The sequence below is a fragment of the Colwellia psychrerythraea genome (genome assembly GCF_000764185.1).
GTDB lineage: Bacteria > Pseudomonadota > Gammaproteobacteria > Enterobacterales > Alteromonadaceae > Colwellia > Colwellia psychrerythraea_B.
On record NZ_JQEC01000033.1, the window covers coordinates 12416 to 26335 of the forward strand.

Here is a 13920-nt window from a genome sequence, read left to right on the forward strand (position 1 = left end):
AGTTAAGTCTCAACTTCACTTAGAACTTGCTTTATGCAAGAAAGCAAAGCTTGCCCAGTAACAGGTTTAGGCATATGTAAGTTCATACCCGCGGATAGACTCTGTTGCTTATCTTCTTCTCTAGCATGAGCTGTCATGGCTACAATAGGTAAAGATTTATAACGGCTTTGCGCTCTAATCTGTTTAGCTGCAGTAAGTCCATCCATAATTGGCATTTGAATATCCATCAATACCACATCAAAATGATGCTCTGCTAAGATATCTAAAGCCCGCTGACCGTTATCTGCAATAGTTACTGTAGCATGCATCTTCAACAACAACTCTTTAGCGACTAATTGATTAACCAAGTTATCTTCCACTAATAAAACGGATACGCCTTGTAAGCTTTGCTCAGCCGTTATCATTGATGACTTTTGGTTATTTGTTTTTTTGGGTTTATCAATTGAATTTTCTTGGCTGCCTTCACCTATTTTAGCAATGCTATTATCCCAAATTGTTGAAGAGTTGACTCCTGAGCTTAACGCTTGTGAAATTTGGTCAAGAGAATAACGAAATAAAGGCATATCAACTAATAAATAAGATAACGTTAATTGATCTAAGTAAACACAAGTTTCGTTGTTCAACTTCGTTAATGCAGGTTGACATAAACAGAGTAACCTAAGGCCGGCTAGAGGCTCGATAAATACTTGTCGACTATGCAGGAGAACAAATTCGGCCTCACCAATAAGTAAGATACTATTATCGATAATGTTCAGCAGCTCTAGATCATCAACATTGCTCACTTCATGTAAAAACCAATTCATCTGAGCAACATTTTCATGAAAACTCGCTGAAAGATTTTGATTTACTGCATAAATGGTAATACCCGTTATTAACGGCTGCGTTAACTCTGCGGGTAGGCTAGCTACAACCACTTCAGTAACACTTTTACTTTCAGTGGATAATGCCTCGGCTTTCATTTCAGCCATCACTTCAAACTGAACTCGTTGCAGGGGTAAAACAAAACTTAGCTCAGAGCCTTGACCCAATTCACTAGTAAGTTTGATCTCCCCGCCGAGTAATTTAATAATTTGCTGACAAATTGATAAACCTAAACCTGAGCCGCCATATTTACGTGTCATGGACTCATCGGCCTGACTAAAGGCGTTAAATAAGTGACTTTGATTATCGCTGGCAATACCTATACCAGTATCAATAACTCGAAAGCGGATTTGCACCGTTTGTTCAGTTGACGATAACGTATCAATAATTAACTTAATTTGCCCTTGCTCAGTAAATTTGATGGCATTATTAAATAAGTTAGCCAGCACTTGCACTAGACGCATTTCATCGCTAATAACATTGCTAGGTACTTTAGCTGCCATCTCGACAATAACTTCAACACGGGTATGATCGATATTGCCAAGGTTAAGTTTTAAGGCTTTATCTATAATAGTAGGTAAGTTGACTACATCTTGGCTAACAATCATTTTTCCTGCTTCAATTTTGGATAAATCGAGTAGCTCATCAACAAGGTGAAGCAAGGTTGATGAAGCGCCTTGTGCGTTAATCAAATAATGTTGCTGACGGGTATCCAGTGAAGTGTGCGCTAACAAGTCCATCATGCCATGCATCGCATTTATCGGAGTCCTAACTTCATGACTCATATTAGCAAGAAACTGAATCTTCACTCGGTTAGCATACTCAGCTTGGTCTTTTGCTTTTTCCAAAGCAGACTGTGTTGCTTGCTGTAAAGTAACATCATGAAAAATACTTATCGAGCCAAGGATATTACCTTGTTCATCGGTAAATTGATTACAAAAACCTTGGTAAATATAGTCTCCAGCCTTGATCAAAGCTTGTTGCGGGAAGGTGTCATTACAAGTAGCGTTTAAATGATTAACCTCTTGTGCTAAAGCAAATGGCATGAAGGTTGATGATTTTATCCCTAACATTTGCTCAACTGAGTGGTTGGTCAAACGCTCAAACGCTTTATTGCAACCCATCAATAAACCTTCAGGATCATTAAAAACAATTAATTCTGGAATAGCATTCATTACAGAACGTAATAACGCATAATCACGCTGATGCTTGGCACTTGTTTCCTGTAAGGCTTTAGTTTTTTCTATAACTCGACTATCCAATACATCATTTTGTTCAGTAAGCTGTAATAAAAGGCTCCGGTTTTGTACAAAAATATCTTCCACCACTTGAAACCAGTGTAACCAATCTGCCGAGGGAGTCACCTTACCAGGATCTCCTTCAGCACAATATTGAATATGACTAATAAACTCAGTAGTTGGCCTAATAAAGGTACGTTTTGTCATGGTATTAACTAACATAAGGAATGCTAATAAACCGATAAAAAGCATGGCAAAAACAAAGACAAAGTCACTATACTGAGGGGCAGCAAAATCCTCATAACGCTGATATTTTAGTAGGGTCCAGCCATTTATTGCCAGCGTTTGCTTTTCTATAAGCCAATCACCAAAACGCTCCGCATCACCAATACTAGCTAACTTCTCCGCGTTTAAGCCGTGCAATGTTTTCGGCAATAAGTCCTGCCAAGATGCACGATAACTTAACGACTCTTTACCCAACCGCTTAGCGAGTAAGATATCATTCTTTTGATTGTATAAAATAAGGCCCTGATCACCTGACTCTAATTCAGTCAAACTCGCATGTAAACGAGATAAATTAACATCAATAACGACTGCACCTAACAACTTGTCATGATGGAAAACACCGGTCCCTAAGGAGGCGTTCATACCGCCACCTGCCGCATCAAGATATGGCGACGACCAAAGCACACTATTATTGCTCGAAGTTAATACTGACATTGCTTGGTTATGGGGAGTTGTTAATGTTTTTTTACTAAACTGCCAAATTTCACGGTCAACCCAAGGATAGATATTCACAAAATCGCTAAAAGAAATATAATAAAACCAAGTTGACTCTTCAATGATGTTTTGTGCGGCAATAAAAGCAGGAGTTAAAGCATTAGCCATACCCACTTCTTGCTTTTTCAGCTCATCAAATTGGCTCACCTGCCCCACGCCGGTAATATTACTACTTAGGCGCTTACCTTGTTTGATGACATCATGAAGGGGTTTGTTTAAATAAAAAACATCACCTTGCTGAGATAAAGAAGGCATAGGCAGGTGTATTTCATCGGGATGTTTTAGGATGTACTCGGCATATTGTTGTATGCCAACAACCGCTTGTACATTTTGCTCTAACAAAATATTTAACTGTTGGGTTTCTTGCTTTAGTTCAAGTAAGCTCTGATTTTTATGTTGCGCTATTTGATTGAAATATCGAATAGAAGCGACAGAAAATGCTACAAGGATAATAACAATAAAGGCAACAACAACTGTGATGTTATAACGCCTAAAAACTGTATTTATGCCCGTTTGGTAATACACTAAAATGCCTTAACTTTTTGTTTAGATAATCCGATAACTTGATAAGTTAAAGCAGTCATCCAATTTAAACAAGAGTTAAACAAGAGTTAAACAAGAGTTAAACAAGGAAAAGTAGTGTATTTACTCCGCTACTTCTCCAAGCTTTCTCACGTAACGTCAAACGTTTAACACTGCTATAAATTCTCCTCAGCAAAAGAAGCAAGTCGACTACGCACCACGCCATTTAAATTAATCGTCGCCGAGCCTGGGAAGTCTTTAAAACGTTCAACTATATAAGTTAATCCTGAAGTAACTGCAGTTAGATAATTACTATCAATTTGCGCCAAGTTACCTGAACAAACTAACTTAGTACCTTCACCGCAGCGCGTAATGATTGTTTTTAGCTGCGCTGCAGTCAAGTTCTGACACTCGTCAAGTAGTACTAGTGCATTTTGAATACTACGTCCACGCATGAAATTAACCGACTTAAATTGAATATTGGCTTTATCCATAATGTAATTCAAACTGCCATGCATACTTTCATCTTGTTGGTGTAATACTTCCAACGAATCAGTTATGGCAGCTAACCATGGCGCCATTTTTTCTTCTTCTGTGCCAGGTAAAAAACCGATAGATTCGGCAATTTCAGGGGTACTGCGGGTAACAATAATTTTATCATACAGACCTCGTTCTATCACTTGCTCCAAAGCAGTTGCTAAGGCAAGCAGAGTTTTACCACAACCCGCTGGCCCTGTAAGAATGACCAAATCAATATTAGGATCAAGTAAAGCATCCATCGCCATGCCTTGGTAAACATTTTTAGGATGAATACCCCAAGCGGTTTTTGCTAATAAACGCTCGCGGCCTAAATCAAGTATTGCCACCTTTTCATCGTCAAAACCTGTCACTTTGCCGGCAAAAGAGTCACCTTCATCGAGTAAGTATTCATTAATATAGCTTAACGGTACGGTTTCTTTATCAACATAATGGGTGGTATTCCTCCCCTCTACTTCACTATCTACCGATTGAATCTGTTGCCAAAAATCCCCTTCAAATTGATGATAACCTTTAGTAAGAAATTGAATATCATCAATAAGTTGATCTGTCCTATAATCTTCAACATGTGCCAGCCCTGCTCCTTTAGCTTTCAAACGCATATTGATATCTTTGGTCACTAAAACAATTTTTTTATGAGGCATTTTCTTTTGGATATGCAAGGCTGCATTTATAATACGATTATCATTTTCATTAAAAGATAATGTATGCGCTGTTTGTTCTAAAGCATAATCATTAATAATGGCCAGACAACCGCTGGGATGCAGATCATCATTTTGAGGTAACTTAACGCCTGCAAGAACTTGCTCTGGACTAGCATCTCTCAAGGTATCTTCGAGAGCTCGAATAGCAACCCTTGCATCACGGCTGACATCTTTTCGCCGATCTTTAATAGAGTCGAGTTCTTCCAGCACTGTCATTGGCACAACCACATCGTGTTCTTTAAACGATAAAAAAGCGAATGGTTCATGCAAAAGGATATTGGTATCTAAAATGTAGACAATTTGTTGACTTTCAGTTTCTTGATTTTTAGGCGGATGGGCTAATTTCTCACTTAACATATTCTCATTATTCATATTCTCTTTAGTCATGGGCAATCTCCGTGAGTCACTGACAAAACAAATATAAAAGAGCAATACAGCACTTAAAGTATAGCTTATACCAAATCTGTTAAGTTATTTCCCACTCAGCGAGAGTTAAAAGGCTTAGAGGCAAGGCATTGATTGAAGGCAATGCTTTATCCTTGTAAAAATCAATAACGCTGCAAATTAGCCTTTTAAACTCGCCCTTCCGGAGCTCATTAGCAAACTGATAACATATCAAGAGTAATGAAATATAGATTGACTATATTTAACCAATTTTGCTTGTTATAAGCACGTTAATGTAGCTCTGAGCTGGTAATAAATTTAATAGAATTGGTAATATCCACAGTAATATCTTAATTATCCTGAAGCAAGCATAATTTTTTAATGATTCCGTCTATGATTAGGGGTACTATAGCGCCCTTTTTTCCCCCCTAGTTTTAATGCTTAGTCTCATATTAATAAAATATATAGTAATAACTAAGCAATCGTTGGAGAAGTAAGTTTATGCCATTTCAGGTAGGTCAGCGTTGGATCAGTGACAGTGAATCAGATCAAGGATTGGGTACAGTAACAGGGGTTGAACACCGCTTTGTTAATATTGTTTTCACCGCGACAGGCGAATCGCGAAAATATGCTAAAGAGAATGCCCCTTTAACACGTGTCATATTTAATCAAGGTGACCTTATTCCTAGCCACGAAGGCTGGTTGTTAAAAGTAGAATCACAGAGTGTGGCTCATGGCATCATCAGCTATGAAGGCATACGCCAAGATACTAAAGAACAGGTCATTCTAAAAGAAGTGATGATTGATCATTTTATTAAATTCAATAAACCTCATGACCGTCTACTCAATAGCCAAGTTGACCGCTTAGACTGGTTCCGCTTGCGTAAAGACTGCTTACAACATCAATATCAGCAACAACAATCAGACTTAACAGGTTTGACCGGTGGTCGAGTTAGCTTAATCCCCCACCAACTATACATCGCTGATGAAGTCGGAAATCGCTTTGCTCCTAGGGTTTTACTCGCCGATGAAGTGGGTTTAGGTAAAACTATTGAAGCTGGTTTAATCATTCATCAACAACTGGTTACTGGCCGTGCTAAAAGAATCCTGATCATAGTACCAGAGTCTTTAATGCATCAATGGTTGGTTGAAATGCTACGCCGCTTTAACCTTAACTTCAGTATTTTTGATAATGAGCGTTGTGTTGAAACTAGCCAAGATAATTATGTTGACGGTAAAAAGGCTAATCCTTTTAGCTCTGAGCAACTAGTATTGGTTAACCTAGGTTTTATTACTAACAATCCAGAATGGTATGACGCTCTTATCAGTGAGGACTGGGACTTAATGGTCGTCGATGAGGCGCATCACTTAAATTGGCAACAAGACAAACCAAGTATTGAGTACCAGTGTATTGAGCAACTCGCACAAGTTATTCCTGGGGTTTTATTGTTAACGGCAACGCCAGATCAATTGGGACATGAAAGTCACTTTGCCCGTTTGCGTTTGCTTGATGCTGACCGATTTTATGATTATCAAAAATTTACCGAAGAAGAGTCGCACTACAGCGAAGTTGCGGATGCCGCCAATGCCCTAGTTGAAGGTAATAAACTTTCTGATGAGCAAGAAACAACGCTAACTGATTTATTGAAAGAGTCTGATATCAGCTCACAGCTAATTGATTTAAACCAAGCAGATTTAGCAATATCAGCAAAAGTACGACAAGAATTATTAAAGCAATTATTAGACAGGCATGGTACTGGTCGTATTTTATTCAGAAATTCACGAAATACTATTAAAGGTTTTCCTGCCCGCCAAGTGGTACCAACAGCACTAGATATGCCTGAGCAATATCAAGAAAACATCAATGAATTCATGCTAAGTGACTGCCCTGAAAATTTAGCTAAATCAAAACAAGCAAAATATATTTTTACCCCAGAAATGCTGCATGGTTTAGATCAAAGTAATGATACTTGGACTGATTTTGATCCTAGAGTTGATTATTTAATTGAACTGTTACAATCACTTAAAAAAGAGAAAGTATTAGTTATTTGTGCTCATGCGCAAACTGCGATTGATTTAGAAGCGGCACTTCGTATTAAAGAAGGTATTCGTGCCGCAGTTTTCCATGAAGGTTTATCAATATTTGAACGTGATAAGGCCGCTGCATATTTTGCTCAAGACGAAGATAGTGCGCAACTATTACTTTGCTCGGAAATAGGTAGTGAAGGACGTAACTTCCAATTCGCTCATCACCTAGTGCTTTTTGATTTACCAGGTAATCCTGATTTATTAGAGCAACGTATTGGCCGTTTAGACCGGATTGGTCAAACAGAGATAATTCGTATTCATGTGCCTTACTTTGCCGATTCCGCACAGCAATTATTATTTGATTGGTACCAGCAAGGTATGCAAGCCTTTGAGCATACCTGTATTACTGGCCGAATTATCTTTGAGAGCTTCGGTGAACAGTTACTGTCACTGGCATTAACTAGCCAACAACAATCAGCAGAGGCTGAATCACTTATTAGTGATAGTTGGCAAAAGCATTTGACCATTAAAGCAGAACTTGAGTCTGGTCGAGATAAGTTATTAGAACTGAACTCTTCTGGTCAAGGGCGAGCTCATGAGCTCGTTGAAAAAATTCAACAAGCTGATAATGATATAGGTTTGCCGCAGTTTATGTTTCAAGCACTTGATGTGTTTGGCGTACAACAAGACGATAAAGCTGATAATGCCATCGCTTTAAACCAAAGTGAGCACATGCTTAATAGCAACTTCCCTTGTTTACCTGAAGATGGTACCACAGTCACTTTTGATAGAGAGACAGCTTTAGTTAATGAGAACTACCAATTATTAACTTGGGATCACCCTATGGTTCGTGGTGTCATGGACTTAGTATTAAGTGATGAAATTGGCAATGCTAGTATTGGTCTGTTAAAAAATGAGGCGCTACCGGTTGGTACCTTCTTCCTTGAATGTCTATTTACCGTTGAAGCTACCGCACCGGCGCATTTACAACTCGGACGTTACTTACCTACGACGCCTATTCGAATTTTAGTAGACAAAAATGGCAATAATTTAGCCGACAAAGTCAGTGAAAAAGTACTGGATAAACAACTATCGCCTGTTAAAAAACAAATGGCCTTACAACTTATCAAGGCACTTAAATCGCAAATTGGCCCGTTAGTGACTAAAGCCGAAGCCCACGGAGCAAAGAGTATTGTTGCTATTCAGCAAAAATCTTTAGCTGCCATGCAAATCAAGCTCTCATCAGAACAACAAAGGTTAACAGCATTAAAAGCAATTAACCCAAGTGTTCGCCAAGAAGAGATTGATTTTATTAGTCAACAACAAGATGAATTGAGCCATTATATTGATAAAGCTCAATTGACCTTTGAAGCCATTCGCATGATAGTGGTTACCCACTAACTGGTTACATTTCGAATAACGTGGCGAAACGCTAATAGTTAAGAGGGCTATGTTCAACTGAACATGGCCCTCAATCATTAAAACTGAGAAAGTAATGAGCGCAAACCCTGACTTCATCTATCTACCGCCGATGTCACCTTATCTTGATATTATTTATCAAGATAAGGATATCGTGGTACTGAACAAAGCGAGTGGCATTTTAAGTGTGCCTGGGCGCTTGGCAGAACATCAAGATTGTTTGCAAAATAGAGTACAAAGAGTATTGCCAACAGCAACGATTGTGCATCGACTAGATATGGCCACGTCTGGTTTAATGATTATGGCATTGAACAAACCAGCACATGTAGCCATCAGTCGACAATTTGAACAAAGAAAAACCCAAAAAAGTTATCTTGCCCGAGTATTAGGTTTAGTAAAGCTAGAGCAAGGCAGTGTTGATTTGCCTTTGATATGTGACTGGCCAAATAGGCCTAAGCAAAAAGTTGATCATGAAAATGGTAAAAAGTCCTTAACACATTATCATGTGCTTAGCCGTAATGATTCAGGTGAAGAACAAGCAAGCACTTTACTTGAGTTAACACCTGTAACGGGGCGTTCTCACCAGCTTAGAGTGCATATGTTAGCCTTAGGGCACCCTATTTTAGGTGATAGACTTTATGCACCTAAAGAAGCAATAGCCATGAGAAATAGATTACAGTTACATGCTTTAAAGTTAAGCTTATTTCATCCTAGTACTGAACTAGCGATTAGCTTTAATGCGCCATGTCCATTTATTTAACGCGTTAATTAACACTGTTTTTTTCACGCCTTTTATTCTATTGTCGATACTAAGCATTGGTTCTAAAGCGAGTTAAGGAAAAAAATTGCTGAAAATAAACCCATCTAACATAAGTCGAAGTAGCTCAATATTTTCGGCTCTCTATATCTGCTCGCTTATTTATATTTGCACTCCTGCTATTTCCGTCGCTGAAGAAGAAAAAACAACTACGACCCAAGAAAAAACTAAAAATACAACGATTATAAAAAAGCCTATAACATTAACCAAGCAACACAAAGAAGATCTTGAACATTATTTAGCCGGTGATCAAGTAAAACCCTTATTAGCTGGTCCTGATGAATATTTAACTTTAGTGAAAAAATACACGAGTACTAATAGCAAAGGGGTTGTAATTTTAATACCTGAGTGGCAACAGGGGGCTACCAATCCTAAAGCGATTAATTATTTACGTAATGCCCTGCCGGCAGAGGGCTGGAGCACTATTGCGATACAGCCCAGTAGCAAGCCAGAAAACTATCCTTCTACAGCAATAACAGTAAGTGAGCAAAAAAAGGAAAATCAATTAATACTCAACGAATATAAAAATAAGCTGGCTAGTATGCTTAATGCTATTATGAATACTGCGAAAGAATACCCAGGTATTGTACTAGTGATCGCTCAAGGAAATAATGCCGCCTTCTTGGTAGATTTATATAACCAAGAGGATAACCAACTGCCAAACGCGCTGATATTATTAAGTAGTTATCGGCAAACTAGTCAAGAGCTTACTAATAGCGTCAATGAAGACTTTGCTCGTCAATTGGCTTTCACTGAATTACCTATACTGGATCTGTACCTAAAATACGATAACCCCCTAGTATTAGCAAAAGCAGCACAACGCAAGTCCTTTGCTAAACAAGAAATGAAAGTGTATTACCGACAACGCCAGCTAAACAATACCATTACCGGCTATTACCCAGAAAAAGAGTTATTGAGCCAGGTCAATAGCTGGCTAAAAGCAATCGGCTGGTAAAGTTAATAATCAGCAATTTTAAGCCAAAAAACCTAGATTAGGGAACTTCAACTAACCAGGTTTCTTCATCAAGAAAATTAAGTAAAAAACTAGGTAATAGAGCAATACCTTTTAAATTCCGGCTTTAATTACAATCACTTTTTATCTTTAACAATCATGTCATATGCGGCTTGAATATCTTGGGTTTTTTGCTTGGCAATTTCCATCATTTCTGGCGGTAAACCCTTAGCGATTAACTTATCGGGATGATGCTGAGACATTAATTTTTTATAAGCTTTTTTGATTGCAGGCATCGCGCTACTTTTCTCAATACCGAGTACTTTATAAGCATTGTTAAGTTGTTGCCCACTGACAGGCACTCGGCCTTGCTGACGGTAACCGCTGCTTCCTTGTTGCTGAAAGTTAGCACCAGCAATAATCATTTCCAGTAAATTATCAAGCTCACCTGCTGAGTAACCTAAAAATTTAGCTATGGTATGTAGAACAGAACGTTCAGCACTATCCAGATCACCATCACTAAAGGCTACTTGAATTTGAATTTCTAAAAACATCAATAATAAATCGTGTCTATTGCCCATCAAACGTTTGAATTTAACTAGGCGATCTTTAAGCGGAAATGCTGATGACTTACCTTCCCGAAAAGCATCTTGCGCTTGTTGACGCAATTCTTCATTCAGCCCTAACTTATTCATATAAGCACTGGCAAAAGCAATTTCATGACTAGTTACTTGCCCTTTAGCTTTAGCCACATTGCCCATTACCGAAAAAGTGGCGTAGAAAAAAGCCGCTTGTCTAGAGACCTCATCTTCTTTACCACCAGACAAGCCATTAAAATTAAAACCTCGGCCACGATCAAATATATGGCCAAGCCAAAGGCCGAGTAAAGCACCAAATATGGTTTTACTGAGCATAAAGCCAAACAGAAAGCCTAAAATCTTACCCCAAATATGCATATCTATGAGTATCCCTTAAATTTTACCCATTAAATTAATGAACTCATCACTTAGCGAGAATTAAATAAAGAATACTATTTTTAAGCATTTTTTTTTGCTCGAAGCTCGCTAATCCAGTTATAAGTTGAGTAATTCACTATTTCAATTGGTATTATATAGAATCTTCAGGTGAACTTAGCCATAAGAATTTAGTCCAACTGAAAAAATTGCTATATCATAAAGCAATTAGTCGTTAAAATACTTGATTCATCGCTATAAAATCAATTTATAAAATTTTTCACCTTTTTCCGGACAATAAATGTTTTTTTCTCGTTCATTTAATTTTACCTTAGTTGCGCTTTTAGCATGCTGCTCAAAGATAGCCCAAGCAAACGCAGAAATAAAAAAACCTGCATCCGAAGCTGAAGTTATGATTTGTTCATTACCTGTCTTTGATGATATTGCCATAGGCATTCCTGAAGTCATAAATGATAACATTCGCATCTCATCACGCCACGCCAGTATTCAACAAGATCAAATTGCTCAATTTAGTGGTTCGGTTATTATGGTCGATAAGAGTCAAAAAATAATAGCTGATCAACTAGCTTTCAACCGTTTAAAGATGCAAATAGAAGCAGTAGGTAATATTCATTACCAAGGTAAACAGATTAATATTTTTGCAGATACGCTCAATGCAAGTAAAATAGATAAGTCTACCCAAATGACTTCGGCTTCTTATCAACTAGATGGTAACCCTGGTCATGGAACTGCACAAACCCTGTCCATTAATGGTGATGGCACATTAAGTTTAGTGGACTCTACTTTTACTACCTGCTTACAAGATGTGCCTGATTGGCAAATAAAAGCTTCTGAAATAAATTTATCTGCCAGTGGTAATTTTGGCGAAGCTTACCATGCGCAATTTAGAGTATTAGATGTACCAATATTCTACGTTCCCTACTTTTCATTTCCAATTTCAAAAGATCGTTTGAGCGGTTTTTTGTATCCTGAGTTAACTACTTCTACTAATTCAGGAATAGAATTTTCAGCACCTTTTTATTGGAATATAGCCGAAAACTATGATGCCACAATTACGCCACGTTACATGTCAAAACGAGGTTTGCAAGTGCAAACAGAGTTTCGGTATTTGCATGATATGCAATCGGGGAAAATTGATCTCGAGTACTTAGATAATGATAAAGCAATAAAATCAAATGACGATCCTCGTTATTTGGCACGTTTTCAACATGTAGGTACCTTTTCTGAAGATTTCCGTGCTTATGTTGATTACACCACCATCAGTGATGATAACTATTTAGTTGATATCGGCAGTAAACAATATAATTCAAATGATGCTTATCTCTATCAAACAGGTGAACTGGCCTATTTTGGTGAACAATGGCAAACCACGGTGAAGTTACAAGATTTTGAAGTCTTAGGGGATCATGAGTCGAGTTATAAAACCCTGCCACACATTGAATTTTCTGCACAACAGCCAGTAAATTTTTTATCAGGTCAATTTGAGCTTTATTCTGAAATGACAAGCTTTCAAGCTTCAGAGAAAGGTCAAGTTGAGGCAAACCGCTACCACGTTGAAGCTGGTTTTACCCTGCCGATAGTTAGACCTGCTTGGTTTTTAAACTCTGAAGTTAAATTAATGCACACTTATTATCAACAAGATAATATTGCTGCTGATAGCGCATTAGAGGAAACCGTAAATAGAACCTTGCCTAAAGTCCGTATCCATGGCGGTATTAATTTTGATCGAGAACTAGTCGCTTTTGGGCAAAGTTACCGCCATACCCTAGAACCACAATTACAATACCTTTATGTGCCAGAAACCGATCAATCAAATATCGGCCTGTACGATACTACCCTGCTTCAAGACGATTTCCACGGTATATTTCGCGATACTAGTTATAGTGGTTTAGATCGAATAGCAGCAGCAAACCAATATACTTGGGGCATTACTAGTCGATTACTCGATGAAGAAAATCTGGAGATCATTAGGTTAAGTCTTGGCCGTATTCAATACTTAGGTAATGAAAATACTGACCTTGCCAATGATGTCTTGTTAACTGATAATGGTGACATTAACAATAATCAATCATCGGTTGCGGCTGATTTATTTTACCGAATAAATCATCAGTGGCAAGTTAGTGCGGATATTCAATACAATACCTTAGAGGACTTTACCAACAAAGGTCAAGTTAACCTCGATTATCAAATTGATAAATATAATCTAATACAAGTGAACCATCGGTATACTCGTGATGTCTCAGGAGATAGCTTAGAACAAGTTTCGCTATTAACCAGTGTTGCTATTAACGAAAACTGGGCATTTGTCGGCCGTTTAACGCAAGATTTACAGCAAAACAGAAGTTTAGAGTCATACGCAGGGTTTCAGTATGAAAGTTGCTGTTGGGCAGTTCGTATTGCCTATCATCGTCATATAAACTCAAACTTAGATCCTAATAGTAGTGCCACCGAAGATCGAGAAGAATTTGATACTGGCATTAGCATCAAATTCATCATCAAAGGTCTAGATGGAAAGCAATCAACTATAGGCACACAAGAGATGTTTGATAAGAGCATATTTGGTTATAAACGCCCTTATTACTTACAGAATTAACGTACAGAATTAACGTACAGAATTAACGTACAGAATTAATTTACCAAATCAGCTGATAGATTAACGACAAAAATTAGCATTTAACGCAAAATATAAAACAAGAAATTAATA

General features: G+C 37.9%; 7 protein-coding genes. 4 read left to right on the top strand and 3 right to left on the bottom strand.

Annotation, left to right across the window (positions count from 1 at the left end; genetic code table 11):
- Positions 1-2 precede the first annotated feature (2 nt).
- Positions 3-3404 (bottom strand): hybrid sensor histidine kinase/response regulator, encoded by a 3402-nt coding sequence (locus GAB14E_RS10970; RefSeq protein WP_033082492.1) that lies wholly within the window; start codon positions 3402-3404, stop codon positions 3-5.
- A 173-nt stretch (positions 3405-3577) separates the two neighbouring features.
- Complete coding sequence (locus tag GAB14E_RS10965; protein WP_052093709.1) at positions 3578-4999, bottom strand: PhoH family protein; 1422 nt, start codon at positions 4997-4999, stop codon at positions 3578-3580.
- Positions 5000-5527: 528 nt separating this feature from the next.
- Here GAB14E_RS10965 and rapA point away from each other — a divergent pair.
- The 3 genes from rapA to GAB14E_RS10950 all read left to right on the top strand — a co-directional run bounded on the left by rapA (position 5528) and on the right by GAB14E_RS10950 (position 10245).
- Positions 5528-8455 carry an RNA polymerase-associated protein RapA gene (gene rapA / locus GAB14E_RS10960; protein ID WP_033082493.1) on the top strand — a complete coding sequence of 976 codons (2928 nt, stop codon included), beginning with the start codon at positions 5528-5530 and terminating at the stop codon, positions 8453-8455.
- A 94-nt stretch (positions 8456-8549) separates the two neighbouring features.
- The gene (locus tag GAB14E_RS10955; protein WP_033082494.1) at positions 8550-9233 is read left to right on the top strand and encodes a pseudouridine synthase; all 684 of its coding nucleotides are present in this window, start codon (positions 8550-8552) and stop codon (positions 9231-9233) included.
- An 85-nt stretch (positions 9234-9318) separates the two neighbouring features.
- The gene (locus GAB14E_RS10950; protein WP_033082495.1) at positions 9319-10245 is read left to right on the top strand and encodes a DUF3530 family protein; all 927 of its coding nucleotides are present in this window, start codon (positions 9319-9321) and stop codon (positions 10243-10245) included.
- A 134-nt stretch (positions 10246-10379) separates the two neighbouring features.
- Here the strand turns inward: GAB14E_RS10950 and djlA are convergent, their stop codons facing one another.
- Entirely contained in the window at positions 10380-11198 is an 819-nt protein-coding gene (gene djlA, locus GAB14E_RS10945) for a co-chaperone DjlA (RefSeq protein WP_033082496.1), read from the bottom strand.
- Between the two features lie 298 nt (positions 11199-11496).
- Between djlA and GAB14E_RS10940 the strand changes: the two genes are divergently transcribed.
- Positions 11497-13809: an LPS-assembly protein LptD gene (locus GAB14E_RS10940; RefSeq protein ID WP_033082497.1), complete on the top strand. Its 2313-nt coding sequence runs from the start codon at positions 11497-11499 to the stop codon at positions 13807-13809.
- Positions 13810-13920 lie beyond the last annotated feature (111 nt).

What these genes read in the sequence shown, in the direction of transcription:
- GAB14E_RS10965 (WP_052093709.1), bottom strand. Translation starts at nt 4,999, where the DNA reads ATGTTAAGTGAGAAATTAGCCCATCCGCCTAAAAATCAAGAAACTGAA.
- GAB14E_RS10940 (WP_033082497.1), top strand. Translation starts at nt 11,497, where the DNA reads ATGTTTTTTTCTCGTTCATTTAATTTTACCTTAGTTGCGCTTTTAGCA.
- rapA (WP_033082493.1), top strand. Translation starts at nt 5,528, where the DNA reads ATGCCATTTCAGGTAGGTCAGCGTTGGATCAGTGACAGTGAATCAGAT.
- GAB14E_RS10955 (WP_033082494.1), top strand. Translation starts at nt 8,550, where the DNA reads ATGAGCGCAAACCCTGACTTCATCTATCTACCGCCGATGTCACCTTAT.
- djlA (WP_033082496.1), bottom strand. Translation starts at nt 11,198, where the DNA reads ATGCATATTTGGGGTAAGATTTTAGGCTTTCTGTTTGGCTTTATGCTC.